Below are 19,175 nucleotides of genomic sequence, written 5' to 3'. Positions count from 1 at the left end.
CTACGGGTCAGTTGCCGACGCGGCGGCGGACGTCCTGGAAGGCGGTGTAGTTGGCGATCAGCTCGATCTGCCCGGGCGGGGCCATCGTGACGGCCTCGTCCAGCGTCTCGCAGACGCGGAAGTCCACGCCCGCGACCTCCAGGCGGACCGCGAGGTCCAGCTTCCGGTCGCCGATCACCATGATCGGGTGGCCGGCGAGCCGGCCGTAGTCCACGTCCCACAGCCAGGAGGTGTCCGTGCCGTCGGCGCCCCGCGCGTTGACGGAGAGGATCACCGGGGCGGGCGGCCCGTCGATGAGGGAAAACGTTTCGAGCCAGCCGGCCGGGTTCTTCGCCAGCAGCAGACGCAGGTCGCGGTTCTGGAAGGAGACCACGTCGTAGCGCCCGGCGACGGCCTGCACCTGGTACATGCGCTCCAGGGCCACCTGCGGCGGCACCCCGAAGACCGCGGCGACGGCGGCCGAGGTGGCCGCGTTCGCCTTGTTGGCGCGGCCCGGCAGCTGGAGCCGGATCGGCCAGGCCGAACCGTGCGGGTCGAGCACGTGGTCGCCGCTCAGCGCCCAGCTCGGCGCGGGACGGCGGAAGCCGCACTCGCCGCAGAACCAGTCGTCGCCAGGACGCTGCATCACGCCGCCGCAGGCGGGGCACGACCAGGCGTCGTCCTTCCACTCCTGGCCGGCGGCGACCCACACCACGTTCGGGGAGGAGGAGGCGGCCCACACGATGAGCGGGTCGTCGGCGTTGGCGATGACCACGGCCTTGGTGCCGTTGAGGCCCTCGCGCCACTTCTCGGCGAGCATCCGGGTCTCGGCCGCGCGGTCGAGCTGGTCGCGGGAGAGGTTGAGCAGCGCGATCGCCTTGGGCGTGGTGTCCCGGGCGACGCCGGCGAGGTACTTCTCGTCGACCTCGATCACACCGAACTTGGAGTCCGAGCCGCCGGCCAGCGCCGAGGTGATGCCGGCGGGCATGTTGGCGCCCAGGGCGTTCGAGACGACGGGACCGGCGGCGCGCAGTGCCTCCGCGATCAGCCGGGTCGTCGTCGTCTTGCCGTTCGTCGCCGACACCAGGACGACGTCCAGATGCTGCGCGAGCCGTCCGAGCAGGTCGGGGTCGAGCTTCAGCGCCACCCGGCCGCCGATCACCGATCCGCTGCCGCGTCCCGCCGCACGCGACACCGCGGCCGCGGCCTTGCCCGCCGTCACGGCCAGCTTGGCGCGCGGCGACAGCGGCTCTGGATTACCGGGGTGTCCAGACATCGTTCTTGTTCCTCCTTGCGTCGGTCCGGGCTCAGCCTATCGAGATCCGGCCAGCAGCCCGAACAGCGGCACCGTGGAGCGGCCGCACGAAACAGGGAGGTCACAGTGGACCGTACCCTTACCGCCATGCGAAACCGCCCCATCCCCGGCAGTTCCGGCCTCGTCCGAGCGATGACGCTCCTCGGCGACCCCGTGCTGCACACGCCCTGCGCGCCCGTCACCGACTTCGGACCCGAACTGGCCCGGCTCGTCGAGGACATGTTCGCCACGATGTACGCGGCGCACGGCGTGGGCCTGGCGGCGAACCAGGTCGGCGTGGGCCTGCGGGTCTTCGTGTACGACTGCCCCGACGACGAGGAGAACCGTCATCTGGGGCACGTGGTGAACCCGCGTCTGGTGGAGGCGGACGGCGACGAGATCCGTGGCCCCGAGGGCTGTCTCTCCCTGCCGGGCCTGGAGGCGCCGACGCCCCGCTTCGACCGCGCGGTGGTCGAGGGCGTCCGCCTGGACGGCTCTCCGATACGGATCGAGGGCACGGGTTTCTTCGCCCGCTGCCTGCAGCACGAGACGGACCACCTGGAGGGCGGGGTCTACGCGGACCACGTCACGGGGTGGCGCAAGTCACGCCTGATCCGCGCGATCCGCAAGGAGCCGTGGGGGAGCGGAGCGGACCGGATCGCCTAGGGGGGCGTCGCGGGCCGGGCCCGAGCGACAGCCTCCCGGCCGGGAGCCCCGGCCCCCGTCACGTCCGTCAGGTCGTGCCTAGAAGCCCGGACCGCCCGGGAGGTCGTCGGCCTCGGCGAGGCGGCCCCACAGGAGGTCGGCGAGGCTCTTGACGAGGTCCGCGCGGGAGCAGGGGCGTTCGCCGAGCCACCAGTCGCCGGCCGCGTGCATCATGCCGACGATGCCGTGCCCCCAGATCCGGGCCTGGGCCTCGGCGGCCGGGCCCAGGTCGACGCGCTCGGCGATGACCTGGCCGAGCTCCTCGCCCATGCGGCGCAGCAGCGGGGCGGAGTGGCGGCCGACGTCGAAGCCCTGCTCGGTCTGGTGCGTCTCCTCCGCGGGGTGCATCAGGAAGCGGTAGACCTGGGGCATCGCCTCGATGGAGGCCAGGTAGGTGTCGAGGGTGGCCTCGACGCGGCGGCGCCGGTCGGCGGGCGCGTCGAGGGAGGCCCGGAGCGAGGCGAGGAGCGCGTCCGTGTGCCGGGTGGCCAGGGCGCGGTAGAGCCCGCCCTTGTCGCCGAAGTGGCGGTAGAGGATGGGCTTGGTGATGCCGGCCTCGGCCGCGATCGCGTTCATGGAGGCCTTGGGGCCGTCCCGGAGCACCACCCGGTCCGCCGCCTCCAGCAGCTCGCGGCGCCGCTGCTCGGCGGGCGTCTGCTGGTCGGTGGTCCGGTGTGCGATGTCCATGTGCGTGTCTCCCCGCCCGTGCGATTCGTGAGGCTGTCGCAACGTAACACCCGGCCGGGATCCGGTGTCGGTCGGGCCGAACCGCTCCACCGCAGGTTGACAGCCTCTACCCGCCGGTAACACACTACTGTTACCGCAAGTAACGTCATGCTGGGAGGGAACATGGGCGAGTTCACGCTCGATCTCAACGAGGACCAGAAGCAGGTCCGCGACTGGCTCCACGGCTTCGCCGCCGATGTGATGCGCCCCGCGGCCGCCGAATGGGACGAGCGTGAGGAGACTCCCTGGCCGATCATCCAGGAAGCGGCCAAGCTCGGCATCTACTCCCTCGACTTCTACGCCCAGCAGTTCTTCGACCCGACCGGCCTCGGCATCCCGATGGCGATGGAGGAGCTCTTCTGGGGCGACGCGGGCATCGCCCTCTCCATCGTCGGCACCGGCCTCGCCGCCGTCGGCGTCCTCGCCAACGGTACCGAGGAGCAGATCGGCACCTGGGTCCCGCAGATGTACGGCGACGCGAACGACGTCAAGGTCGCCGCCTTCTGCTCCTCCGAGCCCGACGCCGGCTCGGACGTCGCCTCCATGCGGACCCGCGCCGTGTACGACGAGGCCAAGGACGAGTGGGTCCTCAACGGCACCAAGACCTGGGCGACCAACGGCGGCATCGCCAACGTCCACGTCGTCGTCGCCGTCGTCGACGCCGAGCTCGGCTCCAAGGGCCACGCCTCCTTCATCGTGCCGCCGAACACCCCGGGCCTGTCCCAGGGGCAGAAGTTCCAGAAGCACGGCATCCGCGCCTCCCACACCGCCGAGGTCGTCCTGGAGGACGTCCGCATCCCCGGCTCCTGCCTGCTCGGCGGCAAGGACAAGCTGGACGAGCGGCTGGCCCGCGCCCGGGAGAAGGCCAAGTCGGGCGGCGAGCGCGTGAAGAACGCCGCCATGGCCACCTTCGAGGCCTCCCGCCCGGCCGTCGGCGCCATGGCCGTCGGCACCGCCCGCGCCGCGTACGAGGTCGCCCTCGACTACGCGAAGACCCGCGTCCAGTTCGGCCGCCCGATCATCGAGAACCAGGGCGTCGCCTTCCAGCTCGCCGACATGGCCACCCAGATCGACGCCGCCCGCCTGCTCGTCTGGCGCGCCTCCTGGATGGCCACCGCCGGCAAGCCCTTCACCGCGGCCGAGGGCTCCATGTCCAAGCTGTACGCGAGCGAGGTCGCCAAGAAGGTCACCGCCCAGGCCATCCAGATCCTCGGCGGCAACGGCTACACCCGCGAGTACCCGGTGGAGCGCATGCACCGCGACGCCGCCATCTACACGATCTTCGAGGGCACGAGCGAGATCCAGCGCATGGTCATCAGCCGAGCCCTCGCGAAGTAGCCGAGCCTCCGCGAAGTAGCCGCGCCCTCGCGGAGCAGCCGCCGGCTCAGACGAGGCAGAACTCGTTGCCCTCGGGGTCCTGGAGGACCACCGCGTAGTAGTCCATGCCGTTCGGCTCGTCCATCGTGTACAGGACGGTCGCGCCGAGCGCCGTCAGCCGGGCCACCTCGCCGTCCACGCGCTCGCGCCGGACGGCGAGGGGGACCTCGCGGCCGCCCCCGACCTTCAGGTCGAGGTGGACGCGGTTCTTGACGGTCTTGGGCTCCGGGACGTGCTGGAACCAGACGCGGGGGCCCACGCCCTTCGGGTCGACGATCGACTCCGGGAGATCCCCGGCGTCCTCGCCGAGCTCGTCCTCCGGCACGCCGATCGCCTCCCAGTACGCCCGCCAGGTCGCGTGCCCGGCGGGCGGCGGGTCGGGCACGTACCGCAGGGCGTCCAGCCAGAAGGGCACCAGGCGCTGGGGGTCGGCGCAGTCGATGGTCAGTTGCAGGGTCAGCTCGGGTCGCTCCATGGAAAGGAGCTTCGCAGACGCCACTGACAACGGCACCGTGAGGACGGGCGGCCGGGCGTGTGGCGCCAACGGGCCGGAACCGACCCGCTGTTCGGCCCCGAACACCTGTGAGTTACTTCCTGAGGGACAATCACCGGGCCAGTGACGATCAAGGGGGAACCGATCATGGCCACGACCACCACCACCGGAACCGCAGCACCCCAGCTCACGGGAAGTCCGTTCCTCGGCTCCATGCTCGACCTCAAGCGGGACTCGCTGGGCACCTTCCTGCGGGCCCGGCGCGACCACGGGGACGTCGTGAAGCTGACCGCGGGCCCGCCCGGGATCCGCGCCGTCTTCTACGGCGTCTTCTCCGCGGAGGGCGCCCAGCAGGTGCTCGCCGGCGAGTCCGCCAACTTCCGCAAGGACAACGCCTTCTACCAGGAGATCCGCGAGTCCTTCGGCAACGGCCTGCTGACCAGCCAGGACGAGGACTACCTCCGCCAGCGCCGGCTCGTCCAGCCCCTCTTCACCAAGCGCCGCGTCGACAGCTACGCGGGGGCCGTCGCCGCCGAGGTCACCACCCTCGTCGGCGAATGGCAGGACGGTGGCGCGGAGACCGTCGACGTCCTCCAGGAGATGACCCGCCTCGCGCTGCGCGCGGTCGCCCGCATCCTCTTCGGCACCGACGTGGACGCGGCCGTGGAGATCGTCGAGCGCTGCTTCCCCGAAGTCGGTGCCTACGTGCTCCACCGCGGCTACTCCCCGGTCAAGTTCCCGCGCGACTGGCCCACCCCCGGCAACCGCAAGGCCGCCGACGTCCACCGGGCGCTGTACGAGGTCTGCGACCGGATCATCGCCGAGCGCCGCGCCTCGGGCCGGGCCGCCGGCGAGGGCGACGACCTCCTCACCCTGCTCGTCGAGGCCGAGAGCGCCGAGGACGGCAGCTTCGACGCCACCGAGCTGCGCGAACAGGTCCTCGTCTTCCTGCTCGCCGGGCACGAGACCACCGCCACCTCCCTCGGCTTCGCCCTCCACCTCCTCGCCCGCCACCCGGAGGTGCTGAAGCGGACCCACGAGGAGGTCGACCGGGTCCTCGGAGGCCGTACCCCCGGCGCCGCCGACCTCGACGCGCTGCCGTACGTCACCCAGGTCCTCAAAGAGACCATGCGCCTCTTCCCCGCCGCCCCGGCCATCGGCCGGCGAGCCGTCGCCGCCACCGTGATCGACGGCGTGACGATCCCGGCGGGCGCGGACGTCATCGTCTCCAGCTGGGTCACCCACCGGCACCCCGGCTACTGGGAGGACCCGGAGCGCTTCGACCCGGACCGCTTCACGCCCGAGGCGGAGGCGGCCCGCCCCCGGTACGCCTGGTTCCCGTTCGGAGGCGGCCCGCGCGCCTGCATCGGCCAGCACTTCTCGATGCTGGAGTCGGTGATCGCGCTGGCGATGATCCTGCAGAAGTACGGCTTCGAAGCCGTCGACACGGAGGTGCCCGTGGGCTCCGCGATCACCCTCACCACGCTCGGCCCTGCCCGCTGCCGCCTGGTGCCCAGGACGGCTTGACCGGGAGGGGGAGCGGCCCGGCCCGGGCCGCTCCCCCCGCCTCACGGCCGGGTCGCGACGACGATCGTCGCCCACCACTCCTCTGACGTGACGACGCGCGGGGTCAGACCGGCCGCGGACATCACCGCGAGGGCCGTCTCCGCCTGCCGCTCGCTCGTCTCCACCAGCAGGTGCCCGCCCGGCGCCAGCCACTCCGGCGCCTCGGCGGCGACCCGCCGCATGACGTCGAGCCCGTCGGTGCCGCCGTCGAGCGTGACGTGCGGTTCGTGATCGCGCGCCTCGGGCGGCAGCAGCCCGATCTCCCCGGTCGGTACGTACGGCACGTTCGCGACCAGGACCCCGACCCTGCCCCGCAGCTCCCGCGGCAGCGGTGCGAAGAGATCCCCCTCGTACACCCGGCCGCCGCGCGGCTCCACGTTCCGCCGGGCGCAGCGCACCGCCGCCGGCTCGATGTCCGAGGCGTGTACCTCCACGCCCTCGACCTCGGCGAGCAGCACGGCGCCGGCCGCGCCCGAGCCGCAGCACAGGTCGACGCAGACGGCGCCCGGCCGGGCCAGCTCCACCGCGTGGCCGACCAGGAACTCCGTACGCCTCCGGGGCACGAAGACCCCGCCGTCGACCTCGACGCGCAGCCCGGCGAACTCGGCCCAGCCCACGACGTGCTCCAGGGGCAGGCCCGAGGCCCGCCGCTCGACCATCAGGTCGAGTTCGGCGGGCCCGGCCGCGGTCGTGAGGAGCATCTCCGCCTCTTCCTCGGCGAAGACGCACCCGGCGGCCCGCAGCCGTTCGACAACCCCCAGGTCAGACAAGCTGGGCCTCGATCGCGGCGACGACCTCGGGAGCCTCGGGCTCGGTACGGGGACGGAAGCGGGTGACCTCGCCGTCACGCCCGACGAGGAACTTCTCGAAGTTCCACTGCACGTCACCGGCCTCGCCCTCGGCGTCGGCGACCTTCACCAGCTCCGAGTAGAGCGGGTGGCGGCCGTCGCCGTTGACGTCCGTCTTCTCCAGGAGGGGGAAGGACACGCCGTACGTGGCCGAACAGAAGGTCGCGATCTCGTCGGCGCTGCCCGGCTCCTGCCCGGCGAACTGGTTGCAGGGCACGCCGAGCACGGTGAAGCCGCGCTCCCCGTACGCCTTCTGCAGCCGCTCCAGACCGGCGTACTGCGGGGTGAGCCCGCACTTCGAGGCCACGTTCACCACGAGCACGGCCCGGTCGCGGTAGTCGGCAAGGGAGACCGGTTCGCCGGTCAGCGTCTTCAGGGGGATGTCGTACAGGCTCATGGGAGTGCTCCTCGTCGGAATAGGGTTTGATCTCAGCATGGGAGACGAACCACTGGCAATCGCGATCGATTCCACACCGGGGGAGGGACCGCGCCGGGTGCACTGCCGCCTCTGCGGCCGCCCCCTGACCGGCGCGGACTCCCGCCGTACGGGCCTGGGCCCCACGTGCGACGCCAAACTCCACCCGGCGCCCCCGGACATCCGCACCCGCCGCCACGAGGTGGAGCAGGACACGCTGCCGGGGATGGACGGGTCAGCCGGCTGAGGCGATCAGCTCGGAGTACGCCACCCAGCGCTCCTCGTGTGCGAGCGCGAGCAGCGCCGCCTTCCGCGCCAGCAGGGGATCGGGGTGCCCGGCGAGCCTGTCCACGGCGTGCCCGGCGAGCCATGCCTGGAGCTCGGGCAGGAGTGATTCGTCCTCCGCCCACCCGAGGACGGTCGAACCGTCGTCCCGGAGCAGATCTTCGATCCAGCAATCCACGAAGTCCGCCAGATGCCGGTCCTCGTTCCCGCCCCGGGGCACGGCGGCCCAGACGCGGAGCAGGGGCGCGAGCTGCTGGTGGAAGTCCACGCACAGCTCCCACACCGCGTTCACGCCGTGCACCGGCGCCGGATCACCGAGCGTCTCTCGCCACCACGCGTCGAGGAAGCCCTCGACCGCCGCCGCCTGCTCGGACGGCCAATCCCGCCAGGCGGTGCGGCCGAGCCCGGTGGGCATGTACCCCATCCCGGAGAACCGCCCGGCGGCGAGACAGGCGAAGAACTCCGGCAACAGCCGCCGGAGGACCGCCGGATGGTCGAGGAAGTGGTCGACCCCCTCGTGGATCAGCTCCCGCACCAGCTGGTCTCCGAGCGGAGCCCGGGGCACCGCGAGCAGCGACAGCTCCTCCTCCGTGTAGCAGCGCAGGCACCCCTCGGCGGGCGCCGTCATGCCACCGAAGACGGCCTCGACGCGATGGAGGGCGGAGGTCAGCGCAGCAGAGTTCATGGCGCGATCGTCCTTTGACGTGACTCCACCGGGCCGCGCCCGGCGAAGATCGCGACGCTACCAGCCGCCAAAACCGCTGGGCCACCCGTTTCCCGGCCCGTCAGGGTGGGCCGCGATGAGACCGAAACCCGAGCAACCGGAGTCCTGACCCGTGTCCACCCTGCGTGTCACCGCCGAAGTCCTCACCGTCCATCCCCATCCGAACGCCGACGCCCTGGAGCTCGCCCAGGTCGGGCTCTACCGGGCCGTCGTCGCCAAGGGGGCCTACCGGACGGGCGACGCCGCCGTCTACATCCCCGAGCAGGCCGTGCTGCCCCTCGCGCTCGTCGAGGAGCTGGGGCTCACCGGGCGGCTCGCCGGAGGGAACGCGGACCGCGTGAAGGCGGTGCGGCTGCGCGGGGAGCTGTCGCAGGGGATCGTGTGCCGGCCGGGCGCGCTCGCCGGTACCGACCTGGCGCGTGCGGCGGCCGAGGGGACCGACTTCGCGGAGGCGCTCGGGATCACCAAGTGGGTGCCGCCGATACCGCCGACCATGAGCGGGGACGTCGAGCCCGCGCCCGACCTGCTGCCGTGGGTCGACATCGAGAACCTGCAGCGGTATCCCGATGTGTTCGAGCCCGGCGAGCCCGTCGTCCTGACGGAGAAGCTCCACGGGACCGCGTGCCTGCTGACCTTCCACGCCGAGGAGGGGCGCGTACAGGTCTCCTCGAAGGGGTTCGGCGCGAAGGGCCTCGCCCTCCGCGAGGACCCGCGCAACCTGTACTGGCGCGCCGTCCACGGCCACGGCCTCGCCGCCGTCGCCGAACGGCTCGCGAAGCGCCTCGGCGCCCGCCGGGTGGGGTTCTTCGGCGAGGTGTACGGCTCCGGGGTGCAGGACCTCGCCTACGGCGCCGACGCCCGCTCCGAGACCGTCGGGTACGCCCTCTTCGACGTGTCGGCCGAGATCGACGGGCAGGTCCGCTGGTTCGACCCGGAGACCGTCCTCGACGCCGGTGAGGTCCCGCTCGTCCCGCGGCTGCACTCCGGGCCGTACGACCTGGACACCGTCCTCGCGCACGCGAGCGGCCGGGAGACCGTCTCCGGCCGCCAGACGCACCTGCGGGAGGGCGTCGTCATCAGGACCGCGACCGAGCGGTACAGCCCGGTCACCGGCGGCCGGGCCATCGCCAAGGCGGTCAGCCCGGCCTACCTGACCCGCAAGGGCGGCACCGAGTACGAGTGACCCGGGAGGGCCACGGCCGGTCACAGCTTCCGGAACAGGCCCTCCTGGACCACCGACACCAGCAGCCTGCCCTCGCGGTCGTAGATCCGGCCCCGCGCGAGTCCCCGGCCGCCCGTGGCGATCGGGGACTCCTGGTCGTACAGGAACCACTCGTCCGCCCGGAACGGCCGGTGGAACCACATCGCGTGGTCCAGCGAGGCCATGTCGAAGCCGCGCGGGCCCCAGAGGGGTTCGACGGGGATCCGCACCGCGTCCAGGAGCGTCATGTCCGAGGCGTACGTCAGGGCGCAGGTGTGGACGAGCGGGTCGTCGCCCAGTGGGCCCACCGCCCGCATCCACACCGCGCTCCGCGGGTCCGCGCCCCTGGCCTCCTCCGCGGTCCAGCGCAGCCGGTCCACGTACCGGATGTCGAAGGGCTGGCGCCGGGCCATCCGCTCCAGCGCCTCCGGCAGCGCGCCCAGGTGCTCGCGGATCTCGTCGGCGAGGTTCGGCAGGCTCTCCGGGTCGGTCAGGTGCCGCGGCGGCAGCTGGTGCTCGAAGGCGCCCTCCTCCGGCTTGTGGAAGGAGGCCGTGAGGTTGAAGATCGTCCGCCCCTCCTGGATCGCCGTGACCCGCCGGGTCGTGAACGACCGCCCGTCGCGCACCCGCTCCACCTGGTACACGATCGGCACCCCGGGCCGGCCCGGGCGCAGGAAGTACGCGTGCAGCGAGTGCACGGGCCGGTCACCCTCCGTGGTGCGGCCGGCCGCCACCAGGGCCTGCCCGGCGACCTGCCCGCCGAAGACCCGTTGCAGCGACTCCTGTGGGCTGCGCCCGCGGAAGATGTCGACCTCGATCCGCTCCAGGTCGAGCAGATCCACGAGCCTCTCGGCGGGATTGGTCACCACAGCACTCCTCTACAGCTCTCCGACGGACGTCACGCGGACCACCGCCCGGCCCTCCTCGTCGGAGGCGGCCAGGTCCACCTCCGCGCTGATGCCCCAGCCATGGTCGCCGTTCGGGTCGGCGAAGGTCTGCCGGACGCGCCACAGCCCGTGCGCCGCGTCCTCCTCGATCGCGAGCAGCTTCGGGCCGCGCGCGTCCGGACCCGTCCCCAGGTCGTCGTACTCGTCCCAGTACGCGTCCATCGCCTCGCCCCACGCGTCCGCGTCCCAGCCGGACTCGGCGTCCAGCTCGCCCAGCGCGTCGACGTTGTCGAGGGCGGCCAGCTCCACCCGGCGGAACATCGCGTTGCGCACGAGGACCCGGAAGGCGCGGGCGTTCGCCGTGACCGGCTTGACCTGGTCGGCCTTCTCCTGGGCCTCCTCGGCCGTCTGGACCTCGGGGTTCGCCAGCTGCTCCCACTCGTCGAGGAGCGAGGAGTCCACCTGCCGCACCATCTCGCCCAGCCAGGCGATCAGGTCCTCCAGGTCCTCGGTCTTCAGGTCGTCCGGGATGGTGTGGTCGAGCGCCTTGTACGCGCTCGCCAGGTAACGCAGGACGATGCCCTCGGTCCGCGCCAGCTCGTACCAGGAGGTGAACTCCGTGAAGGTCAGGGCCCGTTCGTACATGTCACGGATGACCGACTTCGGCGACACCGGGTGGTCGCCGACCCACGGGTGCGACTTCCGGTAGACGTTGTACGCGTGCCAGAGCAGCTCCTCCAGCGGCTTCGGGTACGAGATGTCCTGGAGGCGCTCCATGCGCTCCTCGTACTCGACGCCGTCCGCCTTCATCTGCCCGACGGCCTCCCCGCGCGCCTTGTTCTGCATGGCGGCCAGGATCTGGCGCGGGTCGTCGAGCGTCGACTCGACGACGGACACCATGTCCAGGGCGTACGAGGGGGACTCCGGGTCCAGCAGGTCGAAGGCCGCGAGCGCGAACGTCGACAGCGGCTGGTTGAGCGCGAAGTCCTGCTGGAGGTCGACCGTCAGCCGGATCGTGCGGCCCTCGGCGTCCGGCTCGTCCAACTGCTCCACCACACCGCCGTCGAGCAGCGAGCGGTAGATCGCGATGGCCCGGCGGATGTGCCGCAGCTGCGCCTTGCGCGGCTCGTGGTTGTCCTCCAGGAGCTTGCGCATCGCCTCGAAGGCGTTGCCCGGACGGGCGATCACCGAGAGCAGCATGATGTTGGTGACCTTGAAGCGGGAGGTCAGCGGCTCCGGCTCGGCGCCGATCAGCTTCTCGAAGGTGGTGTCGCTCCAGGCGACGAAGCCCTCGGGGGCCTTCTTGCGGACCACCTTGCGGCGCTTCTTCGGGTCGTCGCCGGCCTTCGCGAGCGCCTTCTCGTTCTCGATGACGTGCTCGGGGGCCTGGGCGACGACCAGACCGGCCGTGTCGAAGCCGGCCCGCCCGGCCCGGCCCGCGATCTGGTGGAACTCACGGGCGCGCAGGGTCCGCACCCGGTTGCCGTCGTACTTGGTGAGGGCCGTGAAGAGCACCGTGCGGATCGGCACGTTCACGCCGACGCCGAGGGTGTCCGTCCCGCAGATCACCTTCAGGAGACCCGCCTGCGCGAGCTTCTCCACGAGCCGCCGGTACTTCGGCAGCATGCCCGCGTGGTGCACGCCGATGCCGTGCCGGACGTACCGCGAGAGGTTCTGGCCGAACTTGGTGGTGAAGCGGAAGTTGCCGATGAGCTCGGCGATCTGGTCCTTCTCCTCGCGCGTGCACATGTTGATGCTCATCAGCGACTGCGCGCGCTCGACGGCCTGCGCCTGCGTGAAGTGCACGATGTAGACGGGCGCCTGCTTGGTCTCCAGGAGCTCGGTCAGGGTGTCCGTGATGGGCGTCAGCCGGTACTCGTACGACAGCGGCACCGGCCGGGTCGCCGAGCGGACCACCGAGGTGGGCTTGCCCGTGCGCCGGGTCAGGTCCTTCTCGAACATCGACACGTCGCCGAGCGTCGCCGACATGAGGACGAACTGCGCCTGGGGGAGCTCCAGGATCGGGATCTGCCACGCCCAGCCGCGGTCCTGCTCGGCGTAGAAGTGGAACTCGTCCATGACGACCTGGCCGATGTCGGCGTACTTGCCGTCCCGCAGGGCGATCGAGGCGAGCACCTCCGCCGTGCAGCAGATCACCGGGGCGTCCGCGTTCACGGAGGCGTCGCCGGTCAGCATGCCGACGTTCTCGGTGCCGAACAGCTTGCACAGGTCGAAGAACTTCTCCGACACCAGCGCCTTGATCGGCGCGGTGTAGAAGGTCACCTGGTCGTTCGCGAGCGCGGTGAAGTGTGCCCCCGCCGCGACCAGCGACTTTCCCGATCCGGTGGGTGTGGACAAGATCACGTTCGCCCCGGAGACGACCTCGATCAGCGCCTCTTCCTGGGCCGGGTAGAGCGTGATGCCCCGGTCCTCGGCCCAGGAGGAGAAGGCCTCGAAGAGGGCGTCGGGGTCGGCGGTCGGCGGCAGCTGATCGATAAGGGTCACGCCCCCATCTTGCCCGCATTCCGCTCGGATGAGGGAACCGGCCATCAGCAGTCTTGATCACGGACGATAGGCTCGTCCGTCGACCGGTCGTCAACTGGGCGCCGGCAGGGGAGAAACGGGGCGGGTCAACCATGATGGGACCGGCGCACTCGCTGTCCGGAGCGGCGGCCTGGCTGGGCGTCGGAGCGGCCGCCGCCGCCTTCGACCACCCGATGCCCTGGCCGGTTCTCGTGGTCGGCGCGCTCATCTGCGCGGGTGCCGCCCTCGCGCCCGACCTCGACCACAAGTCGGCCACCATCTCCCGCGCCTTCGGACCGGTCTCCCGGGGCCTGTGTGAGATCGTCGACAAGCTGTCGTACGCCGTCTACAAGGCCACCCGCTCCTCCGCCGACCCCCGCAGGTCCGGCGGTCACCGGACCCTCACCCACACCTGGCTCTGGGCGGTCCTCATCGGTGGCGGGGCCTCCGTCGCGGCCGTCACCGGCGGCCGCTGGGCCGTCCTCGCGATCCTCTTCGTGCATCTGGTCCTCGCCGTGGAGGGCCTGCTCTGGCGGGCCGCCCGGATGTCCAGCGACGTCCTGGTGTGGCTGCTCGGCGCCACCAGCGCCTGGATCCTCGCGGGCGTCCTCGACAAGCCCGGCAACGGCTCGGACTGGTTCTTCACCGGCCCCGGCCAGGAGTACCTGTGGCTCGGCCTGCCGATCGTCCTCGGCGCCCTCGTGCACGACATCGGTGACGCCCTGACCGTCTCCGGCTGCCCGATCCTGTGGCCCATCCCCGTCGGCCGCAAGCGCTGGTACCCGATCGGTCCGCCCAAGGGCATGCGCTTCCGGGCCGGCAGCTGGGTCGAGCTCAAGGTCCTGATGCCCGCCTTCATGCTCCTCGGCGGAGTCGGCGGAGCCTCGGCCCTCGGCTTCCTCTAGGCCCTGTCGCGCGGGACCCCGAGGGCGGTCACCAGCCGCGCCAGCTCCTCCTCGAAGAGCTTGTCCGGGCTCGCCGTCTGGCGGCCCAGATGCCCGTACACCTCCAGGGCCACGAGCCCGTGCAGGTGCCCCCAGAGGCGCAGGGCGAGCGCGACACCGGCGGGCGGCAGCTCGGGGAAGGCCGGACGCACCTTGTCGAGGAGTCCGGTGTCGAAGTCGGACCAGGTGAACGCGCTGTCCCGGTAGAGGGGTTCGGCGTGGGGCCAGGCCGCCGCCGCGAGCCCGGCGAGCCCGGTGCACACCCGGCGGGCCGCGTCCGGGGCGGGACCTGCCTCGGGGGCCCGGTAGCCCGGCACGGGGTCGCCGTAGACGAGGCGGAACCCCTCCGGGTTCGTCAGCGCCCAGGCGCGGAAGGCGCGGGCCCAGGCCAGGATCCGGGCAGCGGGGCCCTGGGCGTCGGCGGCGCTCCAGGCCGACTCGACGGCGTCGGCGAGCGCCGAGTACACGTCGTCGATGAGGGCGGTCACCAGGTCGTCGCGGGTGGCGAAGTAGCCGTAGATCGCGTTGGCCGTCATGCCCATCTCACGGGCGATGGCCCGCAGGGTGATCGCGTCGGGGCCGCCCGAGGCCATCAGGCGCAGGGCCGTTTCCTTGATCTCGGCCGTCGTCTCGGCCCGTAGCCGCTCACGGCGTCCTCGGGTGGCCGGAGCCGCCCCCGTCCGTGTCTCCGAAGTCCCGCTCATCCGGCCACCTTACCGCTTCCTTGGTGGGCGTATGGAAACTGCACGCTGTGAACTTCACGGCGTATAGTTTTCGCACGCCGTCACGTCAGATGTGATCACAGGGGAGAGACATGCACATCGGAGTCATCGGAGCCACCGGCACCCTCGGCAGCCGCGTCGTCGCGGAGGCACTGGAACGCGGGCACCTCATCAGGGCCTTCAGCCGCGACGCCACGGAGGCGGCGGCCGGCGAGACCCGCGCGAACATCACCTGGGCGAGCCTCGACGTGCTCGACCCCGAAGCCGTCGCCGCCGCCCTGCCCGGACTCGACGTCCTCGTCAGCGCCTTCCAGCCCGGGAACGCGTCCCGCGACCTCGCGGACACCGTGCGCCGCTCCATCGCCGACGCCGGCGTCTACGCCACCGCGGCACGTTCCCTGCTCAAGGCCCTGGAGAGCCACCCCAGGACCCGGCTGATCGTGATCGGCGGGGCGGGCAGCCTGGAGGTCGAACCCGGAGTGGTCCTCGCCGACGCGGAGGACCGGCTCCACGCGACCCTCGACGGGGTGGGTCTGCCCCGTGAGTACGGGGCAGCCGTTCGTGGCCACCGGGACGCCCTGAACGTGCTGCGCGTCTCGAACCGCCGGTGGACCTACTTCAGCCCCGCCGAGGACATCGCCCCCGGTACCCGCACCGGCCGCTTCCGCATCGGCGAGGACCAGCCGGTGCGGGACGCCGAGGGGCGCAGCCGCGTCTCGGCCGAGGACGCGGCCGTGGCCCTCGTCGACGAGGCGGAACTGCCCCGCTTCGTCCAGCGCCGCTTCACGATCGGCTACTGAACACCGCCGGGCCGGGCCGTCGAAGGACGGCCCGGCCCGGTCCCTCCCCCCCCGCCCGGCGGGTCAGCCGTGCCAGGACCGCCACAGGGCCGCGTACGCGCCGTCCGCCGCCACCAGTTCCTCGTGGCTGCCGAGCTCGCTGATCCGGCCCGCCTCCACCACCGCGATCAGATCGGCGTCGTGCGCGGTGTGCAGCCTGTGGGCGATGGCCACGACCGTCCGGCCCTCCAGGACCCGGCCGAGCGAGCGCTCCAGGTGCCGGGCCGCGCGCGGGTCGAGCAGCGAGGTCGCCTCGTCGAGGACCAGGGTGTGCGGGTCCGCGAGGACGAGGCGGGCCAGCGCGATCTGCTGGGCCTGCGCCGGGGTCAGGGACCTGCCGCCCGAGCCGACCTCGGTGTCCAGGCCCCCGTCGAGACCCCGGGCCCAGACCTCCGCGTCCACCGCCGCGAGCGCCGCCCACAGATCGGTGTCGGAGGCCCCGCTCCTGGCGAGCAGCAGGTTGTCGCGGAGGGACCCCACGAAGACGTGGTGCTCCTGGTTGACCAGGGCCACGTGCTCGCGGACCCGCTCGGCGGGCATCCGGGCCAGCTCGGCGGTGCCGAGGGTGACCGAGCCCGACCTCGGGGCGTAGATCCCCGCGAGGAGCCGGCCCAGGGTGGACTTGCCCGCGCCGGACGGGCCGACCAGGGCGAGACGGGTGCCGGGCGCCACGTCCAGGGACACCTCGTGCAGCACGTCGACGCCCTCGCGGTAGCCGAACCGGACCTCGTCCGCCCGCACCGCCCGGCCCTCCGGCCGTACCTCCCGGTCGCCCGCGTCGGGCTCGATGTCCCGGACGCCGACGAGGCGGGCCAGCGACACCTGCGCGACCTGGAGTTCGTCGTACCAGCGGAGCACGATCCCGATCGGGTCCACGAGCATCTGCGAGAGCAGCGCGCCCGTCGTCAGCTGCCCCACGTCGATCCACCCCTGGAGCACGAACACCCCGCCGAGCAGGAGGACCGCGCACAGCACCGTCGTATGGGTGAGGTTGACGACGGGGAAGAGCACCGAGCGCAGGAAGAGCGTGTACCTCTCCCACGCGACCCACTCCGAGATCCGCCGGTCCGACAGGGCGATCCGCCGCGCGCCGAGGCGGTGCGCCTCGACCGTACGGCCCGCGTCGACCGTCTCGGCGAGCGCGGCGGCCACCGCCGCGTACCCCGCGGACTCCGAGCGGTACGCGGACGGCGCCCGCCTGAAGTACCACCGGGCGCCCACGACGAGCAGCGGCGCCGCCAGGAGCGCGGCGAGCGCGAGCGGCGGCGCGGTCAGCGCGAGGCCGCCGAGCAGCAGCCCCGCCCAGACGACGCCGATGGCCAGCTGGGGCACGGCCTCGCGCATCGCGTTCGCGAGCCGGTCGACGTCCGTGGTGATCCGGGAGAGCAGATCGCCCGTCCCGGCCCGCTCCAGGACGCCCGGCGGCAGGCCGACCGCGCGCACCAGGAAGTCCTCGCGCAGGTCCGCGAGCATCTCCTCGCCGAGCATCGCGCCGCGCAGCCGGACGAGCCGCGTGAACACGGTCTGGACGAGCAGCGCGCCGGCGAACAGCGCGACCGTACGCTCCAGATGGAGGTCACGGGCCCCGTCCGCGAGACCGTCCACCACCGAACCGAGCAGGTACGGGCCGGCCATCGAGGCGGTCACGGCGACCGCGTTCACTCCGATGAGCAGCGCGAACGCCCGGCGGTGCCGCCTCAGCAGCTCGCGGACGTAGCCGCGGACGGTGGCGGACCCGGCGACGGGCAGCGTCGTCGCCGTCTTCGGGGCCGCCGGGTCGTACTCCGGCGGCGCCAGGCCGATCATGCCGATTCCCCTTCCAGTGCTTCGAGTTCGCCGGCGGGGCCGCCGGCCGTGGCCAGTTCCTCGTCCGTCTCGCGGGTGACCACCGCGCGGTAGCGGGGCTCGCCGGCGAGCAGTTCGCGGTGGGTGCCGACGGCGACCGCCTGTCCCTCGTCGACCAGGACGACCCGGTCGGCGCGGTCCAGGAGCAGCGGCGAGGAGGCGAGGACCACCGTGGTCCTGGTCCTGCGCAGCTCCGCGATCCCGGCGGCGACGGCGGCCTCGGTGTGCGCGTCGACCGCCGAGGTCGGCTCGTCGAGGACGAGCACCTCCGGGTCGGCGACCAGGGACCGGGCCAGCGCGAGCCGCTGGCGCTGGCCGCCGGACAGCGAGCGGCCCCGCTCGGTGATGCGGGTGCGCATCGGGTCGCCGCCGGAGTCGGCCGAGGCCTGCGCGAGGGCGTCGAGGACGTCGTCGCACCGGGCGGCGGCGAGCGCCTCCTCGGCCCGGACCGCGCCCGATGCGGGCACGTCCAGCAGTTCGCGGAGGGTGCCCGACAGCAGGACCGGTTCCTTGTCCTGGACGAGCACGACACCACGGGCGTCCGCCAGCGACAGCTCGTCGAGCGGCACCCCGCCGAGGAGCACCGAGGTGTGGCCGGCCTCCGCCTCGGCCGGGTGCCCGCCGAGCCGGTCGGCGAGCCGCCCGGCCACGTCGGGATCACCGCAGACCACGGCCGTGAAGACGCCGGCCGGGGCACGCAGCCCGGTCAGCGGGTCGTAGAGGTCACCGCCGGCCCCGGTCCCGGCGGCCTTCCGGACCTCCGGGACCGTGGTCGTGGTGCGGGCCAGGGCCAGGACCCGGGCGGCGCGCTTCGCGGACGGCCGCGAGAAGGAGTAGGCCTGGGCGATCTCCTCGAAGTTGCGCAGCGCGTGATGGGTGAGGGCCACCGCGCTGTAGACCGTGACCAGTTCGCCGACCTCGATCCGCCCGTCGAGCGCCAGCTTCGTCCCGTACGCCACCACGGCGATGAGCAGCAGGCCCGGCAGCACGACCTGGATCGCGGCGATCAGCGCCCACATCCGCGCGCTGTGCACGGCGGCCCGGCGGACCTCCTGGGACGCGGCGCGGTAGCGGCCGAGGAACAGCTCCTCGCCGCCGATGCCGCGCAGCACCCGGAGCCCGGCGACCGTGTCCGAGGCCAGCTCGGTGGCCCGGCCCGCCTTCTCGCGCTGGACGTCCGCCCGGCGGGTCGCGCGGGGGAGCAGAGGCAGCACGGCGAGCGCGAGGACCGGGATGCCGGCGGCGACGACGACCCCCAGGGCCGGCTGGTAGACGACGAGGCCCACACAGATGATCACCAGGGTGACGGCCGCCGCGGCGAACCGGGACAGCGCCTCGACGAACCATCCGATCCGCTCCACGTCACCCGTCGACACGGCGACGACCTCGCCCGCGGCGACGCGCCGGGTCAGGACGGAGCCGAGCTCGGCGGTCTTGCGGGAGAGGAGCTGCTGCACCCGGGCGGCCGCGGTGATCCAGTTGGTGACGGCGGTGCGGTGGAGCATCACGTCACCGGCGGCGATCGCGGATCCGAGGACCACGAGCAGGACCCCGGCGAGCGCGAGCCGCCCGCCGTCGTGGTCCACGACCGCCTGGACGGCGAGGCCGACGCCGAGCGGCAGACCGGCGATGCCGAGATGGTGCAGCAGACCCCACAGCAGGCACTTCACCTGCCCGGCGAGCTGTTGACGGCCGAGCCAGAGGAGGAACCGGGTGCCCGAACGGACATCGGGGACCCCCGGGTCGGCATAGGGAAGATCTCGAATCTGCATGGCTGCCCAGGATCTCCGGGTCTGTTCGGG

The 19,175-nt window shown here is 72.6% G+C and carries 18 protein-coding genes; 7 read left to right on the top strand and 11 right to left on the bottom strand.

Translation table 11 applies throughout. The annotated features are described in order from the left end of the window. Positions 1-7: 7 nt before the first annotated feature. A complete protein-coding gene (locus ACN9MM_RS06255) occupies positions 8-1,255 on the bottom strand; it encodes a MurT ligase domain-containing protein (protein WP_426362706.1) in 1,248 nt (415 codons plus the stop codon). 126 nt (positions 1,256-1,381) lie between these two features. Here ACN9MM_RS06255 and def point away from each other — a divergent pair, with 126 nt between their 5' ends. After that, positions 1,382-1,939: a peptide deformylase gene (gene def, locus ACN9MM_RS06250; protein WP_426362705.1), complete on the top strand. Its 558-nt coding sequence runs from the start codon at positions 1,382-1,384 to the stop codon at positions 1,937-1,939. Between the two features lie 78 nt (positions 1,940-2,017). On the opposite strand, the gene ACN9MM_RS06245 is transcribed toward def, so the two are convergent. Continuing rightward, entirely contained in the window at positions 2,018-2,665 is a 648-nt protein-coding gene (locus ACN9MM_RS06245) for a TetR family transcriptional regulator (RefSeq protein ID WP_382860580.1), read from the bottom strand. Positions 2,666-2,827: 162 nt separating this feature from the next. Here ACN9MM_RS06245 and ACN9MM_RS06240 point away from each other — a divergent pair, with 162 nt between their 5' ends. Beyond that, the gene (locus tag ACN9MM_RS06240; protein ID WP_383663594.1) at positions 2,828-4,042 is read left to right on the top strand and encodes an acyl-CoA dehydrogenase family protein; all 1,215 of its coding nucleotides are present in this window, start codon (positions 2,828-2,830) and stop codon (positions 4,040-4,042) included. A 46-nt stretch (positions 4,043-4,088) separates the two neighbouring features. Here the strand turns inward: ACN9MM_RS06240 and ACN9MM_RS06235 are convergent, their stop codons facing one another. Further along, positions 4,089-4,556, bottom strand: a complete 468-nt coding sequence (locus ACN9MM_RS06235; protein WP_426362704.1) for a VOC family protein — start codon at positions 4,554-4,556, stop codon at positions 4,089-4,091. Between the two features lie 165 nt (positions 4,557-4,721). Between ACN9MM_RS06235 and ACN9MM_RS06230 the strand changes: the two genes are divergently transcribed. Beyond that, complete coding sequence (locus tag ACN9MM_RS06230) at positions 4,722-6,101, top strand: cytochrome P450 (RefSeq protein ID WP_426362703.1); 1,380 nt, start codon at positions 4,722-4,724, stop codon at positions 6,099-6,101. A gap of 41 nt (positions 6,102-6,142) precedes the next feature. On the opposite strand, the gene ACN9MM_RS06225 is transcribed toward ACN9MM_RS06230, so the two are convergent. Both ACN9MM_RS06225 and ACN9MM_RS06220 read right to left on the bottom strand, forming a co-directional pair. Continuing rightward, complete coding sequence (locus ACN9MM_RS06225) at positions 6,143-6,910, bottom strand: putative protein N(5)-glutamine methyltransferase (RefSeq protein ID WP_426362702.1); 768 nt, start codon at positions 6,908-6,910, stop codon at positions 6,143-6,145. Next, positions 6,903-7,385 (bottom strand): glutathione peroxidase, encoded by a 483-nt coding sequence (locus tag ACN9MM_RS06220; RefSeq protein ID WP_426362701.1) that lies wholly within the window; start codon positions 7,383-7,385, stop codon positions 6,903-6,905. Before ACN9MM_RS06220 ends, ACN9MM_RS06225 begins: the two co-directional genes overlap by 8 nt. A 37-nt stretch (positions 7,386-7,422) precedes the next feature. On the opposite strand from ACN9MM_RS06220, the gene ACN9MM_RS06215 reads away from it, so the two are divergent. Continuing rightward, positions 7,423-7,650, top strand: a complete 228-nt coding sequence (locus ACN9MM_RS06215; protein WP_426362700.1) for a DUF6011 domain-containing protein — start codon at positions 7,423-7,425, stop codon at positions 7,648-7,650. Here the strand turns inward: ACN9MM_RS06215 and ACN9MM_RS06210 are convergent. Further along, positions 7,639-8,373, bottom strand: coding sequence for a hypothetical protein (locus ACN9MM_RS06210; RefSeq protein ID WP_426362699.1), 735 nt, complete (start codon positions 8,371-8,373; stop codon positions 7,639-7,641). The genes ACN9MM_RS06215 and ACN9MM_RS06210 overlap by 12 nt on opposite strands. Positions 8,374-8,524: 151 nt before the next feature. Between ACN9MM_RS06210 and ACN9MM_RS06205 the strand changes: the two genes are divergently transcribed. Further along, on the top strand, positions 8,525-9,595 hold the full coding sequence (locus ACN9MM_RS06205; protein WP_426362698.1) for an RNA ligase (ATP): 1,071 nt from the start codon (positions 8,525-8,527) through the stop codon (positions 9,593-9,595). Positions 9,596-9,615: 20 nt separating this feature from the next. Here ACN9MM_RS06205 and ACN9MM_RS06200 read toward each other — a convergent pair whose 3' ends face one another. Further along, positions 9,616-10,482, bottom strand: a complete 867-nt coding sequence (locus ACN9MM_RS06200; protein ID WP_426362697.1) for an acyl-CoA thioesterase — start codon at positions 10,480-10,482, stop codon at positions 9,616-9,618. A gap of 9 nt (positions 10,483-10,491) precedes the next feature. Next, the gene (locus ACN9MM_RS06195) at positions 10,492-13,050 is read right to left on the bottom strand and encodes a DEAD/DEAH box helicase (RefSeq protein WP_426362696.1); all 2,559 of its coding nucleotides are present in this window, start codon (positions 13,048-13,050) and stop codon (positions 10,492-10,494) included. 86 nt (positions 13,051-13,136) lie between these two features. Here ACN9MM_RS06195 and ACN9MM_RS06190 point away from each other — a divergent pair, with 86 nt between their 5' ends. After that, complete coding sequence (locus ACN9MM_RS06190; RefSeq protein WP_426362695.1) at positions 13,137-13,928, top strand: metal-dependent hydrolase; 792 nt, start codon at positions 13,137-13,139, stop codon at positions 13,926-13,928. On the opposite strand, the gene ACN9MM_RS06185 is transcribed toward ACN9MM_RS06190, so the two are convergent. After that, positions 13,925-14,671 carry a TetR/AcrR family transcriptional regulator gene (locus tag ACN9MM_RS06185; RefSeq protein WP_426362694.1) on the bottom strand — a complete coding sequence of 249 codons (747 nt, stop codon included), beginning with the start codon at positions 14,669-14,671 and terminating at the stop codon, positions 13,925-13,927. The genes ACN9MM_RS06190 and ACN9MM_RS06185 overlap by 4 nt on opposite strands. A 110-nt stretch (positions 14,672-14,781) precedes the next feature. Between ACN9MM_RS06185 and ACN9MM_RS06180 the strand changes: the two genes are divergently transcribed. Further along, a complete protein-coding gene (locus tag ACN9MM_RS06180) occupies positions 14,782-15,489 on the top strand; it encodes an NAD(P)-dependent oxidoreductase (protein WP_426362693.1) in 708 nt (235 codons plus the stop codon). Between the two features lie 63 nt (positions 15,490-15,552). Here the strand turns inward: ACN9MM_RS06180 and ACN9MM_RS06175 are convergent, their stop codons facing one another. Further along, positions 15,553-17,334, bottom strand: a complete 1,782-nt coding sequence (locus tag ACN9MM_RS06175) for an ABC transporter ATP-binding protein (protein WP_426362692.1) — start codon at positions 17,332-17,334, stop codon at positions 15,553-15,555. After that, positions 17,331-19,145, bottom strand: a complete 1,815-nt coding sequence (locus tag ACN9MM_RS06170) for an ABC transporter transmembrane domain-containing protein (protein ID WP_426362691.1) — start codon at positions 19,143-19,145, stop codon at positions 17,331-17,333. Before ACN9MM_RS06170 ends, ACN9MM_RS06175 begins: the two co-directional genes overlap by 4 nt. Between the last annotated feature and the right edge of the window lie 30 nt (positions 19,146-19,175).

This window comes from Streptomyces sp. E-08 (genome assembly GCF_049913095.1).
In the GTDB taxonomy this organism is placed as follows: Bacteria; Actinomycetota; Actinomycetes; order Streptomycetales; family Streptomycetaceae; genus Streptomyces.
Note: the sequence above shows the minus strand (reverse complement) of the source record. Positions and strands in the feature narration are given on the sequence as shown.

What these genes read in the sequence shown, in the direction of transcription:
- ACN9MM_RS06255 (WP_426362706.1), bottom strand. Translation starts at nt 1,255, where the DNA reads ATGTCTGGACACCCCGGTAATCCAGAGCCGCTGTCGCCGCGCGCCAAG.
- def (WP_426362705.1), top strand. Translation starts at nt 1,382, where the DNA reads ATGCGAAACCGCCCCATCCCCGGCAGTTCCGGCCTCGTCCGAGCGATG.
- ACN9MM_RS06180 (WP_426362693.1), top strand. Translation starts at nt 14,782, where the DNA reads ATGCACATCGGAGTCATCGGAGCCACCGGCACCCTCGGCAGCCGCGTC.
- ACN9MM_RS06190 (WP_426362695.1), top strand. Translation starts at nt 13,137, where the DNA reads ATGATGGGACCGGCGCACTCGCTGTCCGGAGCGGCGGCCTGGCTGGGC.
- ACN9MM_RS06215 (WP_426362700.1), top strand. Translation starts at nt 7,423, where the DNA reads ATGGGAGACGAACCACTGGCAATCGCGATCGATTCCACACCGGGGGAG.
- ACN9MM_RS06185 (WP_426362694.1), bottom strand. Translation starts at nt 14,671, where the DNA reads ATGAGCGGGACTTCGGAGACACGGACGGGGGCGGCTCCGGCCACCCGA.
- ACN9MM_RS06175 (WP_426362692.1), bottom strand. Translation starts at nt 17,334, where the DNA reads ATGATCGGCCTGGCGCCGCCGGAGTACGACCCGGCGGCCCCGAAGACG.
- ACN9MM_RS06230 (WP_426362703.1), top strand. Translation starts at nt 4,722, where the DNA reads ATGGCCACGACCACCACCACCGGAACCGCAGCACCCCAGCTCACGGGA.
- ACN9MM_RS06210 (WP_426362699.1), bottom strand. Translation starts at nt 8,373, where the DNA reads ATGAACTCTGCTGCGCTGACCTCCGCCCTCCATCGCGTCGAGGCCGTC.
- ACN9MM_RS06220 (WP_426362701.1), bottom strand. Translation starts at nt 7,385, where the DNA reads ATGAGCCTGTACGACATCCCCCTGAAGACGCTGACCGGCGAACCGGTC.
- ACN9MM_RS06240 (WP_383663594.1), top strand. Translation starts at nt 2,828, where the DNA reads ATGGGCGAGTTCACGCTCGATCTCAACGAGGACCAGAAGCAGGTCCGC.
- ACN9MM_RS06245 (WP_382860580.1), bottom strand. Translation starts at nt 2,665, where the DNA reads ATGGACATCGCACACCGGACCACCGACCAGCAGACGCCCGCCGAGCAG.
- ACN9MM_RS06170 (WP_426362691.1), bottom strand. Translation starts at nt 19,145, where the DNA reads ATGCAGATTCGAGATCTTCCCTATGCCGACCCGGGGGTCCCCGATGTC.
- ACN9MM_RS06235 (WP_426362704.1), bottom strand. Translation starts at nt 4,556, where the DNA reads ATGGAGCGACCCGAGCTGACCCTGCAACTGACCATCGACTGCGCCGAC.
- ACN9MM_RS06195 (WP_426362696.1), bottom strand. Translation starts at nt 13,050, where the DNA reads ATGGCCGGTTCCCTCATCCGAGCGGAATGCGGGCAAGATGGGGGCGTG.